The following is a 25520-nucleotide window of genomic DNA, read 5'->3' as shown; positions in this document are numbered from 1 at the left end:
ATGTAATGCCGACATCTCGCACCTATCACCGTAGTAGTCGCAGTTAACTCAGGGAAAAGAAATACGATATGGGGTACGTGTGAGTTGTACCATTTCACATGTGAGTCTCTTGCAGAGGTCTGTAAGACATTTGCCACACCAATTACAAGACATCTGACATAACATTTCGGACTAGCTTCCACGGGCCTGTTGCCATGCGAGAAAACCGTAGTCGCCATGTCCCTCCACACGTCACAAGGCTCGGTGTTTAGCCACACCGCCACGCTGCGGCCGGACGCCCCGGCCCCATCCTCACGCGGGAACAGGTCTACACCGGCATCCCCCATGCCAAACACGGGTTTATCCTGGTGGAGAGTGGGATATTGCAGGAAACAGGGGATCAGTAGCGCTTACTCGTAGGCTCCCGCCGAGTAGGTCAGTTCGTAGCTGTGGCTGTAGATCTCGAGGATGTTGCCGAAGGGGTCCTCCATGTAGACCATGCGGTAGGGCTTCTCGCCGGGGAAGTACTCACGCACCGGCATGCGCTGCTTGCCGCCGGCGGCGACGATGCGCTCGGCCAACCCCTCCACGTCCGGGTCCTGGACGCAGAAATGGAAGACGCCGCTCTTCCAGTATTCGAAATTGTTCTCCGGCCGCTCGGCGTTCTGGAACTCGAAGATCTCCACACCGACGCGGTCGCCGGTGGACAAGTGAGCGATACGGAAGCCCTCCCAGCCAGCCCCGAAGACGTCGGTGCACATCACCCCGATAGCCGAATCGTCCTCGCGGATGATGGTCGGTGGCATGATCAGGTACCAGCCCAGTACCTCGGTGTAGAAGGTGACGGCGGCGTCGAGGTCGGTCACCGACAGGCCGATGTGGGAAAAGCTGCGCGGATAGGTTGCGGTCATGGTGGCTGCTCCATGCAGTGATTGTGCGAGCAGCATAGGTCGAACAAGGTATAATAAGAACCATGGTCGAGTTATCGAATCGATAAGATTTCTTTATGCTGAATCCGCAGTGGCTGCGCACTTTCACGACGCTCGCTGAACTGGGCAATTTCACCCGTACCGCCGATCACCTCGGCTTGACGCAGGCGGCGGTGAGCCAGCACGTGCGTCATCTGGAGTCACGGCTGGGTCCCCTGATGCTTCGTCGCCCACGTCGGCTCGAGCTGACACCGGCAGGGCATGCCTTCCTGGCTTACTGCCAGGAGGTCGAGCAGGCCGACAAGCGTCTGCAGTTGCGGCTCTCGGAGGCGGATGCCGAGCATGGCGAGGTCAGTCTGATCAGCCCCGGCAGTATCGGCTTGTCCCTCTACACCGAGTTGCTCGACCTGCAGCTGGCGAGCCCCGGGCTCGTGGTCCGCCATCGCTTCGCCCCGGATGACGAGGTACTCGATGCCGTGTTGAACAACCGCTACGAGCTGGGCCTGGTCAGCCTGAAGCCCGACGACCCGCGACTGGTCGCAACGCTGTTCGCCGAGGAGCCGCTGGAACTGGTCGTGCCGGCCCATGGGAAAGGTCACGAGTGGTCGGATCTGCAACGCCTGGGATTCATCGATCACCCCGACGGGCAGGCGATGGCCACCCGCCTGTTGAGTCGGCGCTTCCCCGGTCATCCCGGCATCCGCAGCCTGCCGTTGCGCGGCTTCAGCAATCAGATCGGCCTGATTCTCGAGCCGGTGGCCCGTGGTCTGGGCTTTACCGTGTTGCCGTGCTATGCGCGCCAGGCCTTCGCCCGTCAGGAGGAGATCCGGGTGGTCGAAGGTGGTGCATCGGTGGTCGACACACTATGGCTGGTCCACCGTGCCGAATGGCCACTGTCGAGCCGTGCCCAGCTTGCCCTGGAGCACCTGCGGCGTAGGGGAAAATTCCGGAACGTCTAGCAATACAAGACCCGAGCAGTCCGGCCAGCCAGATGTACCGGCCCTGGCTGGAGCCCGTCCATGCCCCGCTGGCGAAACGCGGTCGCCATCTTCGAACAGCAAAGCAGGAGTAATGGGAGATGTCTGGCGCGCTCAGGGACCACTTAGCCGGTCACGGTTGCGAATGACCAGCTCGCCGAGGAAGTCGGCCAGCGCCCGCACCCGCGGCGCGCGCGACAGGTCGGTCTGGATGACCAGGTAGATGTCCTGCGCGACGCCGAGGTCCGCCTCGACGCAGACCAGGCCGGAATCGCGCGCCACCAGGTGTGGCAGCACCGCTAGCCCGAGCCCCGCCGAGGCCGCGACGGCCTGGGTGTGGAGCGATGTCGTGGTGAGCGCGGGCGCCCGGCCCTGGAGGACGTCCTCCACCCAGCGGGCGGCGGGCAGGTGGGCCTGCCGCTCCCCCCAGGTGATAAAGGCATCATCGTCGCAGCCGCCCGCCCGTGAGCCGGCCAGGCGCCGCGCCAGGTAATCGGCGCTGGCGTAGAGCCCGTAACCCAGGGTGCCCAACCGCCGGAACGACACGTTGCCCCGCTCGGGCTTGACCATGCGGATCGCCAGGTCGGCGTCCCGGCGCTGCAGGTTGGCGGTCGGGATATCCGTGACGAGATCGATCGAAAGCCCCGGATGGCGTTCCCGGAAGGTCGGCAGGGCCGGCAGGATCAGGCGGGTCGCCAGGTTCTCGGCGGTGGCCAACCTGACTCGCCCGGTCATCGCATGGTCGTCTTCAACGCCCGAGGCGAAGGCATGGGCGGCGGCCTCCAGCGCCTCGGCCTTGGGGATGAGCCCCTCCCCTTCCGCGGTGAGCCGATAGCCCGACTGCTGGCGGACGAAGAGCGGAATCCGCATCGCGGCCTCCAGGCGTTCGATGCGTCGCGCCAGGGTGGCAATCCCCACCCCGAGCATCGACGCCGCCCCACTCAGGGTGCCGTGGCGCGCCACCGCGAGAAAGGCGCTGGCATCGTTCCAGTCGACCCGGCGCGAGGCCGGCTTCTCATTCCTGGAAATCCCCTTTCCGGAGTCGTGCATGTTGCTCGTTCCTGGTGTGTGTGACGCTGCCTTCCGTCATTTTCCTCAACGCGACAGGAGACGCCAGCATGCAACGACGCACTCTCGGAAAGGACCTGACGGTCTCGGCCATCGGCCTGGGCTGCATGGGCATGAGCGAATTCTACGGTCCACGCAATGATGACGAATCCCGGCGCGTATTGGCCAGGGCGATCGAGCTCGGCGTGGACTTCTTCGACACCGCCGACATGTACGGCTCCCACCACAACGAGACCCTGATCGGCGACGTCCTGTCCCGCCAGCGGGCCGACGTGAAGGTCGCGACCAAGTTCGGCATCGTGCGCCAGCCCGGCGAATACCAGCGAAGTCTGGACAACGGTGCGACCTATGCCCGCGAGGCCTGCGAAGCCTCGCTGCGCCGGCTCGGCGTCGAGCGGATCGATCTCTACTACGTGCATCGCATCGATGCCGAGCGGCCGATCGAGGACACCATCGACGGGCTGGCGCGTCTCGTCGAGGAGGGCAAGATCGCCCGCATCGGCCTGTGCGAGGTCAGCGCTGACACCCTGCGGCGGGCCCACGCCGTGCATCCGATCAGCGCCGTTCAGACCGAATACTCGCTATGGGCGCGAGAGGTGGAAGACGAGGTGCTGCCGACCTGCCGAGAGCTCGGCATCGGCTTCGTGCCGTACTCGCCGCTGGGCCGCGGCTTCCTGACCGGGCGTTTCCAGGATGCGACATCGTTCGACGACTGCGACTTTCGCCCCAACCTGCCACGTTTCACGGAAGAGGCGATGGCGGCCAACCGCCGGATCGCCGAGGCGATCGCGGACATGGCGGCCCACAAGGGCTGCACGCCGGCCCAGCTGTCGCTCGCCTGGCTGCTCTCCAAGGGCCCCGATATCGTGCCGATCCCGGGCACCAAGCAGCGGCGCTATCTGGAGGAGAATGCCGCGGCGGCGAGCCTCACGCTGACCCCGGAGGAACAACAGCGGCTGGAAGCGATCACCTCCCGTATCCCTGTGACCGGCGAACGCTATACCCCGGAAGGCATGAAGGGAGTGAACGCATGAGCGATGCCCATTCCAGTCGTCGCGACGACGCCCTGGCCCTGCTGGCGCGCCTGGAGCCGGACGCCCCGGCGCGGGTTGCGAACAACTTGGACGATTTCCACGCCCAGGCGACCGAGATCCTGCTGGGCTTCGCCTTCGCCGATGTCGTCGCCCGCGACGGCATCGATCTGAAGACCCGCGAGATGCTGACCGTGGCGATGCTCGGCGCCATGGGCACCGCGCCTGGCCAGCTGGAGTTCCACCTGCGTGCGGCAATGCACACCGGGGTGACCCGCGAGGAAATCGTCGAGATCGTCCTGCAGGTGGCGGTGTATGCCGGCATTCCCGCGGCGATGAATGCCATGAGCGCCGCCAAGGCGGCCTTCCGGGCACAGGATGCGAAGCGCTGAAGGGGGCCGCGGCGCCAGCTCGGAGCCTCGACATCGATCAAAGTGGCAAGTGCAGGATGGCGCCGCGCAGGGACGTCTCGTCGGCCCACAGCTGGCCCAGGGTCAGCGGCAGCGAGAAGCGGCGGCGGCCGGCGCCGCCGGGGTTGAACCACAGCCGGCCGCCCTGCCACTCGTTGCGCGCCTTGTGGGAGTGGCCATGGAGCACGGCGTCGCAGGCGGTGGCGTCGTCGACGTCGGCGATATCGTGCACCAGTTGCAGGCGCCAGCCGTTGACCACCAGGTCCCGATGCCAGGGCAGCCGCTCGGCCCAGGCCGCGGTGTCGACGTTGCCGCGCACGGCGACCAGCGGCGCCAGCTCGGCGAGCCGCGCGAGGATCGCCTCGTCCCGTTCCCGGCTGCCCACGTCGCCGAGGTGCACGATCAGCCCGCAGCCCTCGAGCAGCGCCAGCGCCTCGTCGCGCAGGGTGCCGTGAGTATCGGCGATCACCCCGATCGGGGCGTCGAGCTCGAAACGCTCGGTATCCATGCTCCAGGCTCCCGTCATGCGATTCCGAATGCCATGGTGGCGCTGATCGGCCGAGACGGCCAGCGCTGCAGCGTCAGGGGCGCGTCCAGTCCGCCTCGCCCGCGCGGTCCAGTGGACTGGCGTCCAGCTCCAGCAGGGGCGCCAGCGCCGCCCAGGCATCGTCCACGGCCTCCGGGCCGAACAGGTAGGCGTTGACGATCATGCCGTCCAGGGTCACCTGGACGAGGCGCGCCATGCGCGACGCCGCCTCGCCGTGCATCTCGGCGAGGATGGTCTCCACCAGCGCCTTCACCTCGGCCTTGTGCCGCCGCGAGAGCGCCAGCAGGGAAGCCGGCTCCCGGGCGTATTCCTCGGTCGCCTTGAGGAACATGCAGCCATGGAACCGCTCGGAGGCGAACCAGCGGGCATGCCAGTCGAAGACGGCGCGCAGCCGGGCCTCCGCCGTGCCCGCCGACTCGACCGCCGCCCCCAGGGAGTCCATGAAGCGCTCGTGGCGCCGTTCCAGCACCGCCTCCACCAGCGCCTCCTTGCCGGAAAAGTGGTGATACAGCGTCATCTTCGAGACCCCGGCCTCGTCCCGGATCCGGTCCACGCCGACCGCGTGATAGCCGTATTCCCCGAACAACCGCGTCGCCGTCGCCAGGATGTCGTCGCGCTTGGCCATGAATCCACCTCCTCGTCATCGGATGCCTTGCTTCGATGCGCTCATGCTACTACTGTACAGACCTGTCTGTACATAACCCTGACGAGGCGATCCCCATGCTTCACAAGATGAAGGGCGGCGGCACCCTGCCGGCGCGTCCCGACACCCTCCAGATTCTCACCGGCCTGGTGGGCGGCATCAGCGGCATCGGCCTGGTGGCCTGGCTGACCCGGCTCACCGAAGTGCCGCTGCTGATGGCGCCCTTCGGTGCCACCTGTGTGCTGCTGTTCGCCGCGCCGGGGGCACCGCTGGCCCAGCCCCGCAACGTGGTCGGCGGCCACCTGGTCGCGGCGCTGGTCGGCCTGGTCGTCATGCAGCTGCTGGACACCGGGCCGCTGGCCATGGCGGTTGGCGTCGGGCTGGCCATCGCCCTGATGCAGGCCCTGCACGTGGTGCATCCCCCGGCGGGCGCCAATCCGCTGGTGGTGATGATGTCCGGCGCCGTCGGCTATGACTTCCTGCTGATGCCGGTACTGGCGGGCTCGGTGAGCCTGGTGCTGGTCGCGCTGCTGATCAACAACCTGGGAACCGAACGACGCTGGCCGACGTATTGGCTTTAGGGCAGCTACGGCAGCCGCCGCATGGCCAGAGAGCTGCGACGCCGCGGCTACGACGTCGCCGTTACCAGGCCCGCAGCCTGATGCGGGACGCCGGCGTAGAGGCACGGCAGCGGCGACGCTGGCGTCATGCAACCGACAGTCAGCACACCCTGCCGGTGGCGCCCCACCTGCTGAACCGCCCGTTCACGGTGACGTCACCGAGGGGATCGCCTGCCGCGAGTGCCCGTGCCGCGGCCGTGATCAACGAGTCCATCCGAATCCCGCCACCTTTTTTACTCCCACCACTCGATCACTCGCTACTAGATATATCTCATGACCTCGAAGGACCAGGCGCTTTCGGGAACGGAACGACCCCAGGCATCCGGCGAAGGAGGCAAGACGATGACGACACACAAGACCGGGACACGTGACGAATGGCTGGCGGCGCGGCTGGCGCTGCTCGAGGAAGAGAAGGCCCTGACGCGGCGCAGCGACGAGCTGGCGAAGCGGCGTCAGGCGTTGCCGTGGGTCCGGGTCGACAAGGCGTACCGGTTCGAGACCGACGACGGGAGCGCCACGCTGGCGGACCTCTTCCGAGGGCGCTCGCAGCTCCTCGTCTACCACTTCATGTTCGGGCCCGACTACACGGCGGGCTGCCCCTCCTGCTCGGCGATTGCGGACGGCTTCAATGGCTTTGCGGTGCATCTGGCGCACCATGACGTGATGCTCTGGGCGATCTCGCGGGCGCCGCTGGCGAAGCTGCAGGCGTTCAAGCGACGGATGGGGTGGAGCTTTCCCTGGGCGTCCTCGTTCGGCAGCGATTTCAATGCCGATTTCCAGGTCGCCTTCACCGAGGAAGAACAACGCGAAGGGGGCATCGAGTACAACTATCACCGCGAGGCGGCGTTGCCGTTACACGGCGGCGAGGGGCCCGAGATAGCCTCAAGACAGACCCCCGATGGGGCCGCCAAGGGCGCTGCCATGACGGATACCGACGTGGCTACCTACGCGCGCGAGAGGCCGGGCATGAGCGCCTTCGTGCTCGAGGAGGGCGTCGTCTACCACAGCTATTCCACCTATGCGCGCGGACTGGATGGCCTCTGGGGCATGTACCAATGGCTCGACTGCGCTCCCAGGGGGCGCAACGAGACGGGCTACTGGTTACGTCACCACGACGCTTACGACAAGGAGAGATGACCCGCTGGAGGACATGATCCGCCCTGTTTTTTCCCGATTCATGTCGTTCATGACGGAAGTGTGGCGGCTGGATCGGGAACCTCAAGACACGCGGTCGCCTCAGCAAACAATCCATCCAGCAGGGGAAAGAAATGCTTACATTAATGCGGAAGAACGATGGTTTGACCGTTAGCAACCAAAGCGACCTTGAATTGCCTGGAACTGGCCCCCGATGAGTTGAAGGCAGAAATCGAAGGCCGTTTCCAGGACAAGACCTATAGGGTTCCTGACAAAGCACGCCATGTTGTCAGGGACATCGAAAGAGTACCGCCGCGCTATCTCGGTCAAGTGGGTCAACCAGGGAGTGAACCTCGGCCTGTGGAAGTACTTGGACGAGGAAATCGGCAATAGCCTACGCACGGTATCCGCCCTCCGCCGGCAGGGTGTCTTGCGGCGCCCGACGGCCGCGCTCGACCAGCTTGCGCAACGCCACGTAGAACACCGGGGTGAGGAAGAGGCCGAACAGCGTGACCCCGAGCATGCCGGCGAACACCGCCACGCCGAGCGCCTGGCGCACCTCGGAGCCGGCACCACTGCCCAGCATCAGCGGCACCACCGCCGCGGTGAAGGTGATCGAGGTCATGATGATCGGCCGCAGGCGCAGGCGGCAGGCCTCCAGGGCCGCGTCGACGATGCCCTTGCCCTGTATCTCCAGCTCGCGGGCGAACTCGACGATCAGGATGGCGTTCTTGCACGCCAGGCCGATCAGCACCACCAGCCCGACCTGGACGAAGATGTTGTTGTCGCCCTTCATGAACCACACCCCGAGCAGCGCCGAGAGCAGGCACATCGGCACGATCAGGATCACCGCCAGCGGCAGGGTCCAGCTCTCGTAGAGCGCGGCCAGGGCCAGGAATACCAGCAGTACCGCCACCGGGAACACCACCAGCGCGGCGTTGCCCTGGGTGGCCTGCTGGTAGCTCAGGTCGGTCCACTCGAAGCTCATGCCATTGGGCAGCACCCGGGCGGCGAGTTCGCTCAGCGCGTCCATCGCCTGCGTCGAGGAGAGCACGCGCGGATCCGCCTCGCCGGCCAGGTCGGCGGCGGGATAGCCGTTGTAGCGAAGCACCGGATCGGGGCCGAAGGTCTGGCTGATCTGCACCATCGAGCCGATCGGCACCATTTCGCCGCGCTCGTTGCGGGTGCGCAGGTTGGCGATGTCCTCGACGCTGTCTCGGTAGGGGGCGTCGGCCTGGGCGATCACCTGCCAGGTGCGCCCGAACTGGTTGAAGTCGTTGACGTAGGTCGAGCCGAGGTAGGTCTGCAGGGTGTCGAACAGCTCCGTCAGCGGCACTCCCTGGGCCTTGGCCTTGGTGCGGTCGACCTCGGCGTCGAGCTGCGGCACGTTGGCCTGGTAGCTGCTCATCGGGAAGCCCATGCCGGGCGTCTGCGCGATCGCCCCCTGGAACCTCTGCACCGCGCTTTGCAGCGCCCCGTAACCGAGCCCTGCGCGGTCCTCGATGAACATCTGCCAGCCGTTGCCGTTGCCGAGCCCCAGGATCGGCGGCGGCATGAAGGCGAATGCCAGGCCCTCCTGCAGTCCCGCGATCTTGCGGTTGATCTCGGCGTTGATCTCGGCCGCCGTGCGGCTGCGCTCGGCGAAGGGTGCCAGGGTCAGGAACACCACCCCGCTGTTGGGCGTGTTGGTGAACTGCAGCGCGTTGAGGCCGGGGAAGGCGACCGCGTGGGTCACGCCCTCGGTCGCCATGGCGATCTCGCCGACCCGGCTCAGCATCGCATCGGTGCGCGACAGCGAAGCTCCTTCCGGCAACTTGACGCCGGCGATCAGGTACTGCTTGTCCTGGGTCGGAATGAAGCCCGGCGGCACCGCCTGGAACAGCCCCCCGGTCGCGACCAGCAGCAAGGCATACACCACGAACACCGCCCCACGCCGGCCCAGGATGCGCGAGATCGCCCCCTGGTACCTGGCCGAGCTGCTGGCGAAGACGCGGTTGAAGGGACGGAACAGCCAGCCGAACAACAGGTCGATCAGGCGGGTCATGCGGTCACGGGGCGCGTCGTGGGGCTTGAGCAGCATCGCCGCCAGCGCCGGCGACAGGGTCAGCGAGTTGATCGTGGAGATCACCGTGGAGATGGCGATGGTCGCCGCGAACTGGCGGTAGAACTGCCCGGTGACCCCGGACAGGAAGGCCATCGGCACGAACACCGCACACAGTACCAGGCCGATGGCGATGATCGGGCCGGACACCTCCCTCATCGCCTGGTGGGCGGCGGCAAGCGGTGACAAGCCCTCCTCAATGTTGCGCTCGACGTTCTCCACCACCACGATGGCGTCGTCGACCACGATGCCGATCGCCAGCACCAGGCCGAACAGGGTCAGGGTGTTGATCGAGAAGCCCAGCAGATACAGCACGGCGAAGGTGCCCACCACCGACACCGGTACCGCGATCAACGGAATGATCGAGGCGCGCCAGGTCTGCAGGAACAGCGTGACCACCAGCACCACCAGCAGGACGGCTTCCAGCAGGGTCTTGACCACGGCCTCGATCGAGTCGCGCACGAAGACGGTGGTGTCGTACACCGCCTCGTACTCGACGCCCTCGGGAAACCACTGGGCCAGCTCGTCCATGGTGGCGATGACCTCCTCCTGGATCTCCAGGGCGTTCGCCCCCGGCGCCTGGAAGACGCCGATGGCGACGGCGTCATTGCCGTCGAGCTTCGAGCGCAGCGTATAGTCGCCGGCACCCAGTTCCAGGCGGGCGACGTCGGCCAGGCGCACGAGCTCGCCGTCGGCGCCGCTCTTGACCACGATGTCGCCGAACTCCTCCTCGGTGGTCAGGCGCCCCCGGGCGTTGATCAGGGTCAGGAAGTCGCTGTCGGGCATGGGCTCGGCGCCGAGCTGGCCGGCCGAGACCTGCACGTTCTGCTCGCGCATCGCCCGCACCACGTCGCCGGCCGTGAGGCCCCGCGCGGCGATCCTGTTCGGGTCGAGCCAGGCACGCATGGCGTAGTCGCCGCCGCCGAAGATCTGCGCATCACCGACCCCCGGAAGGCGCGCCAGGGCGTCCTTGACGTGCAGGCGGGCGTAGTTGCGCAGGTACAGGGTGTCGTAGCGGCCGTCCTCCGCGGTCAGGTGCACCACCATCAGAAACGTCGGCGACTGCTTCTGCGTGGTCACGCCCTGTCGGCGCACGTCCTCGGGCAGCCGCGCCAGCGCCTGGTTGACCCGATTCTGCACCTTCACCGCGGCATCGTCCGGATCGGTACCCGGGCGGAAGGTCACGGTCATCTGCAGCACCCCATCGGAGCCGGCCACCGACTTGAGGTACATCATGTCCTCGACGCCGTTGATCTCCTCCTCCAGCGGCGTGGCCACGGTTTCGGCGATGACCTTGGGATTGGCGCCGGGATAGACCGTGCGCACCACCACCGAGGGCGGCACCACGTCCGGGTATTCACTGACCGGCAGCAGCGGGATGGTGATCGCCCCCGCGATGAAGAGGAGGATCGACAGCACCGCGGCGAAGATCGGGCGATCGACGAAAAACTTCGCGAAATTCATGGCAAGACTCCCTCATCGGGACTCGCACCTGGGTGCCCGCCCCGAGAACGCATCAGTGGCATCGACCGTCAGTGGGCGGCCGAGAGATCGACCGTCGGCCGGGGATCGCTCATGTCGACGCGTTGCGCGGCCACCGGCATGCCCGGAACGAAGATGCGCTGCGCACCGCGCACCACCACGCGGTCACCGGGCTCGAGCCCCGACTCGATCACGCGCAGGCCCTCGGCCATGCGCCCGAGTCGAATGTCGCGGCGCTGGGCAAGCCCCTGGTCGTCGACGACATAGACGTACTTGCGGTCCTGATCGGTCAACACCGCCTTGTCATCGACCAGAATGGCGTCGTCGGCCCCCTGGCCGCGCAGCTGCACGCGCGCGAACATGCCCGGCGCGAACTGCCCATCGCGGTTGTCGAGCACGGCGCGCATCAGCATGGTGCCCGCCGAGGCGTCGAGCCGGTTGTCGACGAAGTCCACCTCGCCCCGGTAGGGATAGCCGCTGTCGGACGCCAACCCCACCCTCACCGGGGTGCGCTCCTCGCGCGAACTGGGCCGCTCGCCCGAGCGCGCCATGGCGTCATAGCGCAGGTAGCTCTGCTCGTCGGCGTGGAAGTGCACGTGGACCCGATCCAGGGAGACGATCGAGGTCAGGGGCGTGGTGTCGGACACCAGGTTGCCCGCCGTGACCAGGGCCCGCCCGGTACGTCCGGCGATCGGCGCGCGCACCTCGGTGAATGCCAGGTTCAGTCGCGCCGTGTCGACCCGCGCGCGGGCGGCCAGCAGCTCGGCCTCGGCCTCGGCCGCCGCCGACCGGCGCTGATCCAGCTCCTCGCGGGAGATGGCGCGACTCTGGCCCAGCGCCTCGGCCCGGGCGGCCTCGCTGCGGGTCAGTTCGACACGCGCCTCGGCATGCGCCAGTTCGGCCTCGGCATGCGCCAGTTCGGCCCGATAGGGGCGCTGATCGATGACGAACAGCACATCGCCCTGGTCGACGACTTCGCCTTCGGTGTAGTTGACGCGCTCGACGTAGCCGGCCACGCGCGGCCGCAGCTCCACCGACTCCACCGCTTCGATACGACCGGTGAATTCGTCCCAGAAGCGCACGTCCCTCACCACCACCTCGGCCACGCTCACCTCGGGGGGTGGCGGTGCCGATTGTTCACCATCCGCCTGGCTATCGCAGCCGGCCAGCAACACGGTTCCCAGCAGCAAAGTGATCATCAGGGACACTCGCCGGGGACGCGAATGCTGGATCCTCTCGTGGACATGCATGGGAGTTCCTCCCTATCCCGTCGTGACTCGGCACCGATACCGCTCCTCTGATGGAGGGCGACCCGCCGTGACTCCTCCTGAGTCGTCTCGGCATGCGCAGTATCGACACGGTCGGCGCACAATGAGAGGTCAACGATAGAGCGATAAAGGCGACTTGATTAGACGGGTTTCGGGGGAAATACTGTTCCACTGACGGGATAGTCTCCGTGCCACTCGCCTATACTCCTCCCCTACTCACTCCCCCCTCGAGTGCAACTGGCACGGCCAAGGACAACACCATGTCGCAGGATCTCAACGACGTCCTGATCTTCGCCAAGGTCGTGGAGCAGGGAAGCTTTACCGCCGCCTCCCGCTTGCTACACATCCCCAAGACCACGGTGAGCCGCAAGGTCCAGGAACTGGAGCAACGCCTGGGCGCCCGGCTGCTGAACCGCACCACCCGCCAGCTGGGCCTGACCGAAGCCGGCGCCGTCTACTTCGAGTATTGCAATCGCATCGCCCGGGAGCTGAGCGAAGCGGAGCACGCGGTGCAGCGGCTCGAGGAGAGCCCGCGCGGCTGGCTGCGCGTCACCGCCCCCTTCACCATGTGCACCGACTTCACCTCGATACTGGTGCAGGACTTCCGCAAGCGGTATCCCCAGGTGCGTGTCGAGCTGATCCTCTCCAATGACCGTCTCGACCTGGTAGCCAACCAGATCGACGTCGCCATCCGTGTCGGCCCGCTGGCGGACTCGAGCCTGGTGGCCCGCCCCCTGGCCCGGCATCGCTCGTATGTCTATGCCAGCGAAGACTACCTCGCCCAACATGGCGAACCTCGCGAGCCGGCGGACCTGGTGCATCACCCGGCGCTGGCGAAGGCCATCGACCGGCGCGGCCACCGCTACGTATGGCAGTTGCGCAACGGGTCGCGCCAGGAGGAGATCGAGGTCGCCCCCGTGGCCATCGCCAACGACCCCTTCGTCTTGCGCGGCCTGCTGCTCGAGGGGCAAGGCATCATGCTGGCCAGCGAGATCGTGGCCTGTCTGGGGCCGGAGGAGAGCCGGTTACACCGCATCCTCGACGGCTGGGAAGGCCCCGAGATCGAGCTGAATGCCGTCTTCCCGGGCGGCCAGCTCATCTCGCCCAAGGTGCGCACCTTCGTCGACTTCGTCGTCGAGCAAATCCGCTTCAAGATGCTGGCACCGCCCCGGAAGAACCAGGCGCCAGCCAGTCCGGTGACCACCGCCGAGGAGGCGGAATCCGTGGACTGACCGACCAGAGGGGCACGGGCTTCGATCTTGCCCGGGATGACGCGATTTTCCTGACCTCGAAGGCCTCGAGACGCCGGCGTTGCCGGCTCCACTCGACCCTGGCTACCTGACGCCGAGGGAAGTCGCACTGGCAGCTTCGGCTTGCAACGGTGTTCACTCTGACGTGACCAGAACAGACTCGGCGAGCCTGGTGTTGGTGGCGCTGCTGATCAACAACCTGGGAACCGAGCGACGCTGGCCAACGTATTGGCTCTAACGGCTCCCCGAGCGGCGTCAGCACTGCGCTCCCGGTCCGCGTAGAGTAGACAGAGCTTGCATTTTGAGGCACCACCTCCTTCCTCCTGTTGCTATATTCATGTCTGCGAGAGCATCATCAGAATTGAAGAAAAAGTGGAACTCAGTCCGTGTTCATGCCACGTCCATGGGCATGACCTATTGAACCCACCCCCTTATTGTGATAACAAATAAAACAAAGCATCAGCACAGGGATGTTCAAATGAAGGGAATTATCAACTTCAAGACTAGAATCACAGCACAAAGGCCCTACTCACGCCAGAATAATGACGAGCCATGGGAGTCCAAAAATTATCTTGAATATTTGACAGGACAGCTCGAAAGCGACCGAGGCAGGATAATCAACTCTCCTGCAATACGTAGGCTTCAACAGAAGACCCAGGTTTTCCCTCTAGAGAGAAATGCCACTGTACGCAGCCGCCTCACCCACTCTCTCGAAGTTCAACAGACGGGCCGCTTCATCACTCGCACCATTTTCAAGAAACTAGACAAGGAAGGCCCAACGGAACAATATGGCCTCCATGATCTTGAGCGCGTCCTAGAAAGCATCGTTGAAATGGCCTGCTTGATTCATGATATCGGCAACCCGCCCTTTGGCCATCTCGGCGAACATGCCATCAACTCCTGGTTTTTGGACAAACTCACTTCTTTCAATAAATTCATCGACACTCAAGAAATTGACTCAGAGCTCGAGAAGAAGATGCTGCATGACTTGCAGAACTTCGAAGGAAATGCACAGGCTATTCGACTCGTCACTCATCTGTTGACCTTGAATCTTACCTACACCCAGACTGCCTGCTTACTCAAATACGTACGCCCTGCTCATCAGCCTAAACCAGACAAGGGAACCGATGGCGCCTATCTAAGAAAGAAACCTGGATTCTACCTGTCTGAAGAAGGCTTCATACATGACCTGTGGCACACGCTGGGAATGCAGCCAGGCTCCCGCCACCCCGCCACTTGGATCATGGAAGCTGCGGACGATATCTCTTATGGCCTTGCCGACATCGAAGATGCCGTAGAAAAGGGAATATTGGACATCAAGCAGCTCAAGGAGCTTCTCGAAGATGAGTTCAGTTCGATTGGCGACATCAAAGAAAAGTGTTTCACCACACCAGGATCTGGAACACAAAGCTTCCAAGACATAGTCAATTATGCCGACAAGAGAGCGCAGGAAGAACCTATCAACAAAAACAACGAGTTCTTTCTCTGGCTGAGAGTCAACCTTATACACTCACTTGTTCAGCATGCCTCTCATCGCTTCACCTCTAACATAGAGGACATCTACTCTGGAGATTTTGATGAAGCGCTCATGGAGGACGACAGCCCTTATGCACAGACCATTGAATCGCTAAAACGAGTCGCAAGGAAGAAAGTCTTTTGCGATCGAGAAGTCGAAACTCTAGAACTGCAGGGCTACCGTATTATTTACGGGCTTATCGGCATATATTCCCCACTCCTAAAATGCAACGCTAGAGACTTCAAAGGGATATTGGATCAAGAAAAACACGCATCACCCCATCTCAAACGACTCGCAGGACGCCTGGCCGAGCGACATGTCAAGGCCTACCGCCTCGCGGCTGAAAAGACAGAAGGAAAAGCAGACGAGGAGCTTTGGGAGTTTTATTACCGTTGTCGTCTAATCCAGGATTTCGTCAGTGGAATGACCGATCAATTCGCGTACGATGAATACAAGACGTTAACCGTGGCCAGTCACTACCAGTAGGCGCTACTATCAAGGCCAGCTCTGAGTTCGAGCAGCAGCAGGACGTCCACCTGACACGAGGAGGTTGACTTCAGGCTTATAAGCCCAATCTCGACACTTACATTGCGTGATGGTAACGGCGCAGTCGAAGTGTGCGTCAGGAAGCGCTTTCGGGCACCATAGCGAAAGATGTTTCCACCAAGGTCAGCCAATGCCGGTTCTCGCTCAACCCCATGAGGATGCTCTCTCTCCCGGCTTCATGGTCATCCACGGCAATCGCCTGGAGGCCCTGCGCGGCCTGGCGGTGGAGTGGATGAAGCGCCATCCGCTCGGCCCCCTGGAGAACGAGACGATCCTGGTGCAGAGCAACGGCATCGGCCAGTGGCTGAAGCTCGCCCTGGCCGAGGATCCCGCCCAGGGCGGCGCGGGCATCGCCGCGGCGCTCGACGTCACCCTGCCGGCGCGCTTCCTGTGGCAGGCCTACCGGGCGGTGCTGGAGCATGCCGAGGGCGACGTTGATGCGGTGCCGGCCACCTCGCCCTTCGACAAGTCGCGGCTGGTGTGGCGGCTGCTGCGCCTGCTGCCGGGGTTGCTCGATCAGCCGGCCTTCGCCCCCCTGGCGCGCTTTCTGGAAGACGACGCCGACCTGCGCAAGCATCACCAGCTCGCCGAACGCCTCGCCGATCTCTTCGACCAGTACCAGGTCTATCGCGCCGACTGGCTGGACGCCTGGGCGGCGGGCGAGGACGTGCTGATCTCCGCCCGCGGCGAGGCCCGGCCGCTGGACGAGGCCCAGCGCTGGCAGCCCGCGCTATGGCGTGCCATATGCCACGATGTGGCGGAACAGCGGCGGGCGCCATGCGCCGACGTGGATGCCGCCCAGGGCGCGGCCGACATCGACTCCAGCCGCGCCCGGGTGCATCGGCGCTTCCTCGAGGCCGCCGAGTCGCTCACGCTGGAGAATCGGCCCCGTGATCTGCCGCGCCGGGTGGTGGTGTTCGGCATCTCCTCGCTGCCCCGCCAGGCCCTGGAGGCGCTGGCCGCCATCGCCCGGGTCAGCCAGGTGCTGCTCTGCGTGCACAACCCCTGCGAGCACTACTGGGCCGATATCATCGAGCACAAGGAGCTGCTGAGGGCCGAGCGCCGGCGCCAGCGGCGCAAGGCCGGCATGCCCGAACGCCTCGACGTGCTGGGCGACGGCGACGGCGAGGAGGCCCTGCACCTCCACGCCCAGCCGCTGCTGGCCGCCTGGGGCAAGCAGGGCCGCGACTACCTGCGCCTGCTCGACGAGCACGACGACAGCCAACGCTACGAGGGGCTGTTCGAACGCGAGGCGCTGCGCATCGACCTCTTCGAGCCCTGCGTGCCCGACGACTCTCCGGGCCTGCTGCTGCAGCAGCTGCAGGACGACATCCGCGCCCTGCGCCCGCTGGCCGAGACCCGCGACACCTGGCCGGCGGTGGACCCGACCCGCGATGACTCCATCGTCTTCCACGTCGCCCACGGCCCCCAGCGCGAGGTGGAGATCCTCCACGACCAGCTGCTCGCCGCCTTCAGCGATGACCCGGAGCTCAGGCCCCGGGACATCATCGTCATGGTGCCGGACATCGACCACTACGCCCCGCATATCCAGGCCGTCTTCGGTCAATACGAGCGCGGGCAGCACGCCAGCGACGACCCGCGCTACATCCCCTTCACCCTCTCCGACCAGGCCGACCGCCACCGCCAGCCGCTGCTGGTGGCGCTGGAGAAGCTCGTGCGCCTGCCGGAGCTGCGCTTCGCGGTGAGCGACCTGCTCGACCTGCTGGAGGTGCCGGCGCTGCGCGCCCGCTTCGGCCTCGCCGAGGAGGACCTGCCGACGTTGGCCCGCTGGATCGAGGGCGCCGGCATCCGCTGGGGGCTCGACGCCCGCCAGCGCGGCAGCCTCGACCTGCCCGAGGGCCTCACCCAGAACACCTGGGCCTTCGGCCTGCGCCGGCTGCTGCTCGGCTACGCGGTGGGCAACAGTGGCGGTGCCTGGCAGGGCATCGAGCCCTTCGACGATATCGGCGGCCTGGAGGCGGGCCTGGCCGGCCCATTGGCGCAGCTGCTGGAAACCCTCGAGGCCCAGTGGCAACGACTGCGCGAGTCGCATGACGTGGAGGGCTGGGTGGCGGTACTGCGCGAGCTGCTGGAGGCCTGCTTCAGCGCCGAGGAGGCCGACGACAGCCTGATGCTGGCGCGCCTCGAGCAGGGCCTGCAGGAGTTCCAGGAGAGCGCCCGGGAGGCCGGCCTGACCCGCGACCTACCGCTCTCGGTGGTGCGCGAGCACTGGCTGGCGCAGATCGACGAGCACAGCCTGTCGCAGCGCTTCCTGGCCGGGGCGGTCAACTTCGCCACCCTGATGCCGATGCGCGCCATTCCCTTCCGGCGGGTCTGCCTGCTGGGCATGAACGACGGCGACTACCCGCGCCACCAGCCGCCGCTGGACATCGACCTGATGCACGGCGACTACCGCCCCGGCGACCGCTCGCGCCGCGAGGACGACCGCTACCTGTTCCTCGAGGCGCTGCTCTCGGCGCGCCGCCAGCTCTATGTCAGCTGGGTGGGCCGCAGCATCGTCGACAACGCCGAGAAGCCGCCCTCGGTGCTGGTCGGCCAGCTGCGCGACCACCTGGCCGCCGGCTGGCATACCGTGGATGGCGACGTTCAGGATGGAAAGCTGCTCGTGGCGCTGACCACCGAGCACCCGCTGCAGCCGTTCAGCCGCGCCTACTTCCCCACCCCGGCGGAACAGGCCGCCCGGGACGTCGCCGCCAAGCGTCTGTTCACCTACGCCCATGAGTGGCGTGATGTGCATCCAACGGGGGCAGAAGAAGGACTCGAACGCCTTCAAAGCGTCACGCCTCCTCTCCTTCCTTTCGAGCAGGAAAACCCGCTGACCCTGGCCCAGCTCGGCGGCTTCCTGCGCGACCCGGCCAAGGCCTTCTTCACTACCCGGCTCAAGGTCTTCCTCGAGCGCGAGGATGTCACCAGCCTCGACCACGAGCCCTTCACCCTCGACGGCCTGACCCACTGGCAGCTGCAGGACGCCCTGATCCAGGCCCAGCGCCTCGCCATCGACGAGGGCCGCCCTCGGGAGCCGGCGCTCCACGACACCCTGATGCGCCTCGAGGGCCAGGGCGTGCTGGCCATGGGCGCCTTCGCCGAGCGCATGCGCGAGAGCCTTGCCGAGCCCATGGAGGCGCTGTTCGAGGCCTATCGTCAGGCGCTCGATGCCTGGCCCCAGCCGGTGGAAGAGCCCGAGCCGGTGCGTCTCGAACTGCCCACCCGCAACGCCCCGCCGCTGGAGGACTGGCTGGACCAGCTGCGCGTGGACGACGCGGGCCGGCGCTGCCGTCTGCTGCTGCTCAGCAGCAGCCTGATCAGCCAGGGCCGCGGCCGGCCCCAGTACCGCTGGGCCCAGCTGGTGCGCCCCTGGGTCGCCCACCTGGCCGGCAACCTCGAGGCCCCGCTGACCACCGAACTGCTCTCCAAGGCCGGCCACGTTACCCTGCCGCCGCTGGAGGCCGACACCGCCCGGCAGCGCCTCGGCGAGCTGATCGGCGCCTGGCAGGCCGGCATGCGCGAGCCACTGCCACTGGCCGTCGAGGCCGCCTTCGCCTGGCTCGGCAAGGTCGACCGGCACGACGGCTCGATCGCCAGCAATGGCCCCGCCAGCGACGCCTGGCAGGCCGCCCGCAAGGCCTACGAGGGCGACGGCTTCGTGGCCGGCGAGGTCGAGCGCAACCCCTACCTGGCCCACCGCTGGCCCGACTTCGCCGCCCTGATGGCCGCTGCGCCGGCCGATGATGGTGAGCGCCTCGACTTCGCCACGCTGACCGAGCGGCTGCTGGCACCGCTCTACCTGGCCCTTAAAGGGGATAAAAACGGGGGAGATGGCCAATGAGCGACGCCCAGCCCGTCGAGCTCGATCCGCTGACGTTTCCGCTGCACGGCAGCCGCCTGATCGAGGCCAGTGCCGGCACCGGCAAGACCTTCACCATCGCCCTGCTCTACGTGCGCCTGGTGCTCGGCGCCCGCCACGCCGAGGACGAGACGGCCTTTGCGCGTCCCCTGACCCCGCCGGAGATCCTGGTGGTGACCTTCACCAACGCCGCCACCCAGGAACTGCGCGAGCGGATTCGCGCCCGGCTGGTCGAGGCCGCCGAGGTCTTCCAATCGGTGGGGGAATTGGGGACAGCCCCCGATTTCGGAGAAATCGGGGTCTGCCCCCAATTCGACCCGCTACTGGTCGCCCTGCGCGACCAGTACGACCCGGCCGGCTGGCCCGCCTGCGCCCGCCGCCTGCAGCTGGCCGCCGAGTGGATGGACGAGGCCGCCGTCTCCACCATCCACAGCTGGTGCTACCGTATGCTGCGCGAGCACGCCTTCGACAGCGGCAGCCTCTTCTCGCTGGAGCTGGAGACCGACCAGGGCGAGCTCGAGCAGGAGGTGGTGCGCGACTACTGGCGCAGCTTCTACTACCCGCTGGACGCCGCGGCGCTGGCCGAGATCACCCAGTACTGGGAGGCCCCCACCGAGGGCCGGCGCTCGCTCTATGCCGCCGTGCGCAAGCTGCTGCCGGAAAGCGACGCGCTTAGCCACAGCGCCCCGCCCCCCGCCGAGACCCTGGCCGCCGCCCGGGCCGAGCGCGACGCCCGCCTCGCTGAGCTCAAGGCGCCCTGGGCCGCCTGGCTCGACGAGCTGGTGCCGGCCCTGGAGGACGCCGCCAAGCGCAAGGCCTTCAAGGGGCAGAGCTTCAATGCCCGAAGCCGCTCCAACTGGCTGGGCGCGCTGCGCGACTGGTGCCAAGGTGAAGAGACGCGCCCGGCGCTCACCGACGCCGCCTGGAAGCGCCTCACCCCAGAAGGCATGGCCGAGATCTGGAAGGAAGGCACGCCGCCCGTGCCGGAGGCCTGGGAGACCCTGGCCGCGCTGCCCGAGGCACTGGACGCCCTGCCCGAGCCCCGCGCCGACCTGCTGATCCACGCCGTGCAGTGGTGCCGGGCGCGCCTGGAGCGCGAGCAGGAGCGCCGCGCCGAGATGGGCCCCAACGACCTGCTCAGCCATCTCGACCGAGCGCTCGCGGGCACCAGCGCCGAGGCCCTGGCCGCACGGATTCGCCAGCAGTTCCCGGTGGCCCTGGTCGACGAGTTCCAGGACACCGACCCGGTGCAGTACCGCATCTTCGACCGGGTCTACCGCCTGGCCGACAACGCCCGCGAGACCGGTGTCTTCCTGATCGGCGACCCCAAGCAGGCGATCTACGCCTTCCGCGGCGCCGATATCCACACCTACCTGCAGGCGCGCCGCGACACCGCGGGCCGCCACGTCACCCTGGGCACCAACTACCGCTCCAGCGCGACCATGGTCGCCGCGGTGAACCGCTGCTTCGCCTTCGCCGAGGCCCACCCGCCCGGGGCCTTCCTGTTCAAGCAGGACGACGGCGGCAATCCGGTGCCTTTCACACCAGTCAAGGCGAAAGGCCGGAAGGATGCCCTGGTCGTCGACGGCCAACCCCAGCCGGCCATGACCCTGTGGCAACTGGAGGCCGACGAGGCGCTCTCCAAGACCGCCTATATGGGCGAGATGGCCGAGCGCTGCGCCTCGCGGATGGTCGCCCTGCTGGAGCGGGGCCGGCACGGCGAGGCGGGCTTCAGCGATGGCGAGACCCTCCAGGCACTGGCGCCCTCGGATATGGCGGTGCTGGTCAACGGCATCAATGAGGCCCGCGAGATCCGCCGCGCCCTGGCCCGGCGCGGGGTGAAGAGCGTCTACCTCTCCGACAAGGACAAGGTGTTCGCCTCGCCCATGGCCGTCGAGCTCGATGCCTGGCTGCGCGCCTGCGCCGATCCCGAGGACGAGCGCCTGCTGCGCGCGGCCCTGGCCACCCCCAGCCTGGGGCTCGACCTGGCCGCCCTCGACCACCTGCAGCAGGACGAGCTGGCCTGGGAGGCGCGGGTGCTGCAGTTCCGCGACTACCACCGCCTGTGGCAGCGCCAGGGCGTGCTGCCGCTGGTGCGCCGGCTGATGAGCGACTTCGAGGTGCCCGGCCGGCTGCTGGCCGCCGGCCCCGCCAGCGAGGGCGAGCGCTACCTCACCGACCTGCTGCATCTGGGCGAGCTGCTGCAGCACGCCAGCCAGGAGCTCGACGGCGAGCATGCGCTGATCCGCTTCCTCGCCGAGGCCATCGCCGCCCCCGACGACCAGGGCGAGGCCCACAAGCTGCGCCTGGAGAGCGACGCCGACCTGGTGCAGGTGATCACCATCCACAAGTCCAAGGGGCTGGAGTACCCGCTGGTGTTCCTGCCCTTCATCGGCAACCACCGCGCCACCAAGGCCGACGACTCGCCGCTGCGCTGGCACGACGGCGAGGGACGGCTGCGCCTGAGCCTCACCGCCAGTGATGCGACCCTGGCCATCGCCGACCGCGAACGCCTGGGCGAGGACCTGCGCAAGCTCTATGTGGCGCTGACCCGCGCCCGCCACGCCACCTGGCTGGGCATCGCCCCGCTCAAGGGGCTGGAAGCCGGCGCCTTGGGCCAGCTGCTGAGCAACGGCGAACCGATCGCCCCGGAGGCGCTCGGCGAGGCCCTGGCCGCCCTCAGGGGGGATGAGCCCGCCATCGCCCTCCAGCCGGCGCCCCCCGCCACCGCCGAGCTCTTCACCCCGGCGGAAGCAACCGAAGCGCTGGGCGAGGCCCGGGTGCCAGGCCGCCCGGCCCGGGAGCAGTGGTGGATCGCCAGCTACTCGGCGCTGCGCACCAGCGGCGCCATCCTCGAGCCCCGGCCCCTGGAGGCTCAGGCACCGGCTGGCGCCCCGGCAAGCACTCACTCACCCGCGAGCGCCCGGGAGGCAATCACCCTCCCCGAGCCCACCACGCCGCTGGAGGCCACCGCCTTCGAGGTGATGGACGAAACTAGAGATAGGACGGAGCCAGATTTGGAACGCCATCGAGCGATGGCCAGACAAGGCGATATCTCGCGAGAAAGCGGAGTTTACAAGCCAGTAAATGAGCATTTCGAGCGAGATATCAACGCCGTATGGCCGAGCGCAGATCGTTCCATGCACCGCTTCCCGCGCGGCCCCGGGCCCGGCACTTTTCTCCACGGCCTGCTGGAGTGGGCCGGCCAGCACGGCTTCGCCCGCGCCGGCGAGGACGCCGCCCTGCGCGAGGACATGCTGGCCCGCCGCACCCAGCTGCGCGGCTGGACCGCCTGGCTCGAGTCGCTGGACGGCTGGCTGGGCGGGCTGCTGGAAACCCCGCTGCCACTGCCCGACGCCGGGGCGATGCGGCTCGGCGAGCTCGGCGCCTACCAGGTGGAGATGGAGTTCTGGTTCGCCGCGCACCGCGTCTCGACCCGGGCGCTGGACGCCCCGGTGAGCGCTTACACCCTCGCCGGCGCCGCGCGGCCGGCGCTCGATACCGACACCCTCAACGGCATGCTCAAGGGCTTCATCGACCTGGTCTTCGAACATCGAGGGCGCTACTACGTGCTCGACTGGAAATCCAACCACCTGGGGCCGGACGACGACGCCTACACCCCGGCGGCCATGCGTGGTGCCATGGCCGAGAAGCGCTACGACCTGCAGGCCGCCCTCTACCTGCTGGCGCTGCATCGGCTGCTCAAGGCGCGCCTGCCGGACTACGACTACGACCGCCATATCGGCGGCTCGCTGACCGTCTTCCTGCGCGGGGTCGGCCCCGCCACGGCCACCGACGGCCGCGGCGTCCACGCCGAACGCCCGCCGCGGGCGCTGATCGAGACGCTGGACGCGCTCTTCCAGGGCCAGGAGCCGACGGCGACCACTCAGCACGCGGAGGCGCCGGCATGAAGGACCTGTTCGACGATCTGCCGGATGTCCCCGAGCAGCCCCACCCCGCCCTGGGGGACACGGCGGCGCTGCTCGCCCTGCTCGAGCGCTGGGTGGCGCGCGGCTGGCTACGTGCCCTGGACCGCGCCCTGGCGGTGTTCCTGCACCGCGAGGTGCCCGACGCCCCGGCGCCGCTGCTGCTCGCCGCGGCCCTGGCCAGCCACCAGCTGGGCCGTGGCCATGTCTGCCTCGACCTGGCGGCGACCCTGGAGGCCCCCGACCTGGCCCTCTCGCTGCCGCCGGAGGGCGACGACCTCAGCGACCCGCCGCCGCTGCCCAGCGAGGTGCTCGGCGGCCTGACCCTGGACGCCTGGCAGGAAGCGCTCACTCACCCCGGTCTGGTCGCCGACGGCGCGCAGGGCGCCCCCGGCCACACCCCGCTGGTGCGCGGCGCCACCGCGCCTGGTCATCAACACCAAGGCCCCCGCCTCTACCTGCGCCGCTACTGGCAGTACGAGCAGGAGATCCGCGCCCGCATCACCGCCCGGCTGGATACCCCTGCCGATGACGCCGCCACCCTGGCCACCGCCCTCGACGCCCTCTTCCCCACCACGGCCACCCTCGACTGGCAGAAGGCCGCCTGTGCCCTGGCCGCGCGCTCGCCCTTCGCGGTGATCACCGGCGGCCCCGGCACCGGCAAGACCACCACCGTGGTCAAGCTGCTCGCCCTGCTCCAGGCCCTGGCGCTGGGCCGCGCCGACCCGCCCAGCGCACGCCCGCTGCGCATTCGCCTGGCCGCCCCCACCGGCAAGGCCGCCGCGCGCCTCAACGACTCCATCGCCGGGCAGGTCAAGGGCCTCTCGCTGGTGGAGCTGGCCGGCGCCGTGGGCCAACAGGGTGTGGATATCCCGACCCTGCGCGAGGCCATCCCCACCGAGGTGACCACCCTGCATCGGCTGCTCGGCTCGCGCCCGGATACCCGCCACTTCCGCCACCACGCCGGTAACCCATTGACGCTGGACGTGCTGGTGATCGACGAAGCCTCCATGGTGGATATCGAGATGATGGCGGCGGTGCTCACCGCCCTGCCCTCCCGCGCCCGGCTGGTGCTGCTCGGCGACAAGGACCAGCTCGCCTCGGTGGAGGCCGGCGCCGTGCTCGGCGACCTCTGCCAGCGCGCCGAGGGCGGCCACTACACGCCCCGGACCGCCGACTGGCTGGAGGCCGCCACCGGCACGCCGCTGCCCACGCAATACCATGACGCGCAGGGCCAGCCACTGGACCAGGCCATCGCCATGCTGCGGGTCAGCCACCGCTTCGATGCCGCCAGCGGCATCGGCCGGCTCGCCGAGGCGGTCAACCGGCCGCTGGATGGTGGCCATACGGCCAAGGAGAAGCGCCGCGCCGTGCGCGAGGTGTTCGAGAAGGCCTACGCCGACCTGGCCCGCTTGCGCCTGAATGAGGCCGACGAACCGGCCCTGGACAAGCTCGTGGTGGAGGGTCACCCGGCCGGCTTCGTCGACGGCGGCCAGGGCCGCACCGACCGGCGCGGCGACCCTATCGTCCCACCGCTCGGCTATCGCCACTACCTGGAGGTGCTGCGCACCCGGCGCCCCACCGAGACGAGCTTCGGCGAAGGCGAGGACCGCCAACCCTTTGACGACTGGGCCCGCGCCGTGCTCGAGGCCCACTGCCAGTTCCAGCTGCTCTGCGCGCTCCGCAAGGGCCCCTGGGGCATCGAAGGGCTCAACCCGCACATCGGCCGCGCCCTGCGCCGCGCCGGCTGGCTCCAGGCCAGCGACCTGGAGCTGGAACAGGGCTGGTTCGAGGGCCGCCCGGTGCTGGTCACCCGCAACGACTACGGCCTGGGGCTGATGAACGGCGATATCGGCATCACCCTGGCGCTGCCCGACGCCCGAGCGCCGGGGAGAAAGCTGCTGCGCGTCGCCTTCCCCGCCAGCGACGGCAGCGGCCGCATCAAGTGGGTGCTGCCCAGCCGCCTGCAGGCGGTGGAGACCGTCTTCGCCATGACGGTGCACAAGTCCCAGGGCTCGGAGTTCACCCACACTGCCCTGCTGCTCCCCGATGCCCCCAACCCCATCCTCACCCGGGAGCTGGTCTACACCGGCATCACCCGCGCGAGGGACTGGCTCACCGTGGTGGAAACCGGCCGCGGAATGCTGGATGAAGCGGTGACGAGGGAGGTGATGCGGGTGAGTGGGTTGGGGAATTGAGAACCATCGGCTCCCTTATTCAAACTGCGG

At 67.3% G+C, this 25520-nt stretch carries 16 protein-coding genes and 1 pseudogene; 11 read left to right on the top strand and 6 right to left on the bottom strand.

Going from position 1 to position 25520, the window contains the following annotated elements:
* Nucleotides 1-389 precede the first annotated feature (389 nt).
* Nucleotides 390-890 carry a lactoylglutathione lyase family protein gene (locus tag FHR97_RS10785; RefSeq protein ID WP_183383812.1) on the bottom strand — a complete coding sequence of 167 codons (501 nt, stop codon included), beginning with the start codon at nt 888-890 and terminating at the stop codon, nt 390-392.
* A gap of 95 nt (nt 891-985) precedes the next feature.
* Between FHR97_RS10785 and FHR97_RS10780 the strand changes: the two genes are divergently transcribed.
* Complete coding sequence (locus FHR97_RS10780; RefSeq protein WP_183383811.1) at nt 986-1867, top strand: LysR family transcriptional regulator; 882 nt, start codon at nt 986-988, stop codon at nt 1865-1867.
* A 132-nt stretch (nt 1868-1999) separates the two neighbouring features.
* Here FHR97_RS10780 and FHR97_RS10775 read toward each other — a convergent pair whose 3' ends face one another.
* On the bottom strand, nt 2000-2935 hold the full coding sequence (locus FHR97_RS10775) for a LysR family transcriptional regulator (RefSeq protein ID WP_183383810.1): 936 nt from the start codon (nt 2933-2935) through the stop codon (nt 2000-2002).
* A 68-nt stretch (nt 2936-3003) separates the two neighbouring features.
* On the opposite strand from FHR97_RS10775, the gene FHR97_RS10770 reads away from it, so the two are divergent.
* Nucleotides 3004-3987 (top strand): aldo/keto reductase, encoded by a 984-nt coding sequence (locus FHR97_RS10770; protein WP_183383809.1) that lies wholly within the window; start codon nt 3004-3006, stop codon nt 3985-3987.
* The gene (locus FHR97_RS10765) at nt 3984-4376 is read left to right on the top strand and encodes a carboxymuconolactone decarboxylase family protein (RefSeq protein WP_183383808.1); all 393 of its coding nucleotides are present in this window, start codon (nt 3984-3986) and stop codon (nt 4374-4376) included. The genes FHR97_RS10770 and FHR97_RS10765 overlap by 4 nt, the downstream gene beginning before the upstream one ends.
* Nucleotides 4377-4413: 37 nt before the next feature.
* Here FHR97_RS10765 and FHR97_RS10760 read toward each other — a convergent pair whose 3' ends face one another.
* Entirely contained in the window at nt 4414-4902 is a 489-nt protein-coding gene (locus FHR97_RS10760; RefSeq protein ID WP_183383807.1) for a metallophosphoesterase family protein, read from the bottom strand.
* A 73-nt stretch (nt 4903-4975) separates the two neighbouring features.
* Complete coding sequence (locus FHR97_RS10755; protein ID WP_183383806.1) at nt 4976-5566, bottom strand: TetR/AcrR family transcriptional regulator; 591 nt, start codon at nt 5564-5566, stop codon at nt 4976-4978.
* Nucleotides 5567-5661: 95 nt separating this feature from the next.
* Here FHR97_RS10755 and FHR97_RS10750 point away from each other — a divergent pair, with 95 nt between their 5' ends.
* From FHR97_RS10750 to FHR97_RS10740, 3 genes and pseudogenes are all read left to right on the top strand, one after another.
* The gene (locus tag FHR97_RS10750; RefSeq protein WP_246403944.1) at nt 5662-6165 is read left to right on the top strand and encodes an HPP family protein; all 504 of its coding nucleotides are present in this window, start codon (nt 5662-5664) and stop codon (nt 6163-6165) included.
* Nucleotides 6166-6365, top strand: a pseudogene (locus FHR97_RS10745) (IS3 family transposase); the annotation flags it as partial.
* Nucleotides 6366-6546: 181 nt separating this feature from the next.
* Nucleotides 6547-7341 carry a DUF899 domain-containing protein gene (locus tag FHR97_RS10740; RefSeq protein WP_183383804.1) on the top strand — a complete coding sequence of 265 codons (795 nt, stop codon included), beginning with the start codon at nt 6547-6549 and terminating at the stop codon, nt 7339-7341.
* A gap of 391 nt (nt 7342-7732) precedes the next feature.
* Here the strand turns inward: FHR97_RS10740 and FHR97_RS10735 are convergent, their stop codons facing one another.
* Complete coding sequence (locus tag FHR97_RS10735) at nt 7733-10903, bottom strand: efflux RND transporter permease subunit (RefSeq protein WP_183383803.1); 3171 nt, start codon at nt 10901-10903, stop codon at nt 7733-7735.
* 68 nt (nt 10904-10971) lie between these two features.
* Nucleotides 10972-12120: an efflux RND transporter periplasmic adaptor subunit gene (locus FHR97_RS10730; RefSeq protein ID WP_246403942.1), complete on the bottom strand. Its 1149-nt coding sequence runs from the start codon at nt 12118-12120 to the stop codon at nt 10972-10974.
* A gap of 329 nt (nt 12121-12449) precedes the next feature.
* Here FHR97_RS10730 and FHR97_RS10725 point away from each other — a divergent pair, with 329 nt between their 5' ends.
* The 5 genes from FHR97_RS10725 to recD all read left to right on the top strand — a co-directional run bounded on the left by FHR97_RS10725 (nt 12450) and on the right by recD (nt 25490).
* A complete protein-coding gene (locus tag FHR97_RS10725; RefSeq protein ID WP_183383801.1) occupies nt 12450-13421 on the top strand; it encodes a LysR family transcriptional regulator in 972 nt (323 codons plus the stop codon).
* A 496-nt stretch (nt 13422-13917) separates the two neighbouring features.
* Entirely contained in the window at nt 13918-15441 is a 1524-nt protein-coding gene (dgt, locus tag FHR97_RS10720) for a dGTPase (protein ID WP_183383800.1), read from the top strand.
* A 190-nt stretch (nt 15442-15631) separates the two neighbouring features.
* Complete coding sequence (gene recC / locus FHR97_RS10715) at nt 15632-19348, top strand: exodeoxyribonuclease V subunit gamma (protein WP_183383799.1); 3717 nt, start codon at nt 15632-15634, stop codon at nt 19346-19348.
* Entirely contained in the window at nt 19345-23277 is a 3933-nt protein-coding gene (recB, locus tag FHR97_RS10710; protein ID WP_183383798.1) for an exodeoxyribonuclease V subunit beta, read from the top strand. The genes recC and recB overlap by 4 nt, the downstream gene beginning before the upstream one ends.
* Entirely contained in the window at nt 23274-25490 is a 2217-nt protein-coding gene (recD, locus tag FHR97_RS10705) for an exodeoxyribonuclease V subunit alpha (RefSeq protein WP_183383797.1), read from the top strand. Before recB ends, recD begins: the two co-directional genes overlap by 4 nt.
* The last annotated feature ends 30 nt before the right edge of the window (nt 25491-25520 follow it).

The sequence above is a fragment of the Halomonas stenophila genome (assembly GCF_014192275.1).
GTDB lineage: Bacteria > Pseudomonadota > Gammaproteobacteria > Pseudomonadales > Halomonadaceae > Halomonas > Halomonas stenophila.
Note: the sequence above shows the minus strand (reverse complement) of the source record. Positions and strands in the feature narration are given on the sequence as shown.

What these genes read in the sequence shown, in the direction of transcription:
- recB (WP_183383798.1), top strand. Translation starts at nt 19,345, where the DNA reads ATGAGCGACGCCCAGCCCGTCGAGCTCGATCCGCTGACGTTTCCGCTG.
- recC (WP_183383799.1), top strand. Translation starts at nt 15,632, where the DNA reads ATGCCGGTTCTCGCTCAACCCCATGAGGATGCTCTCTCTCCCGGCTTC.
- FHR97_RS10785 (WP_183383812.1), bottom strand. Translation starts at nt 890, where the DNA reads ATGACCGCAACCTATCCGCGCAGCTTTTCCCACATCGGCCTGTCGGTG.
- FHR97_RS10725 (WP_183383801.1), top strand. Translation starts at nt 12,450, where the DNA reads ATGTCGCAGGATCTCAACGACGTCCTGATCTTCGCCAAGGTCGTGGAG.
- FHR97_RS10755 (WP_183383806.1), bottom strand. Translation starts at nt 5,566, where the DNA reads ATGGCCAAGCGCGACGACATCCTGGCGACGGCGACGCGGTTGTTCGGG.
- FHR97_RS10780 (WP_183383811.1), top strand. Translation starts at nt 986, where the DNA reads ATGCTGAATCCGCAGTGGCTGCGCACTTTCACGACGCTCGCTGAACTG.
- FHR97_RS10735 (WP_183383803.1), bottom strand. Translation starts at nt 10,903, where the DNA reads ATGAATTTCGCGAAGTTTTTCGTCGATCGCCCGATCTTCGCCGCGGTG.
- recD (WP_183383797.1), top strand. Translation starts at nt 23,274, where the DNA reads ATGAAGGACCTGTTCGACGATCTGCCGGATGTCCCCGAGCAGCCCCAC.
- FHR97_RS10730 (WP_246403942.1), bottom strand. Translation starts at nt 12,120, where the DNA reads ATGATCACTTTGCTGCTGGGAACCGTGTTGCTGGCCGGCTGCGATAGC.
- FHR97_RS10750 (WP_246403944.1), top strand. Translation starts at nt 5,662, where the DNA reads ATGCTTCACAAGATGAAGGGCGGCGGCACCCTGCCGGCGCGTCCCGAC.
- FHR97_RS10740 (WP_183383804.1), top strand. Translation starts at nt 6,547, where the DNA reads ATGACGACACACAAGACCGGGACACGTGACGAATGGCTGGCGGCGCGG.
- FHR97_RS10765 (WP_183383808.1), top strand. Translation starts at nt 3,984, where the DNA reads ATGAGCGATGCCCATTCCAGTCGTCGCGACGACGCCCTGGCCCTGCTG.
- FHR97_RS10775 (WP_183383810.1), bottom strand. Translation starts at nt 2,935, where the DNA reads ATGCACGACTCCGGAAAGGGGATTTCCAGGAATGAGAAGCCGGCCTCG.
- dgt (WP_183383800.1), top strand. Translation starts at nt 13,918, where the DNA reads ATGAAGGGAATTATCAACTTCAAGACTAGAATCACAGCACAAAGGCCC.
- FHR97_RS10770 (WP_183383809.1), top strand. Translation starts at nt 3,004, where the DNA reads ATGCAACGACGCACTCTCGGAAAGGACCTGACGGTCTCGGCCATCGGC.
- FHR97_RS10760 (WP_183383807.1), bottom strand. Translation starts at nt 4,902, where the DNA reads ATGGATACCGAGCGTTTCGAGCTCGACGCCCCGATCGGGGTGATCGCC.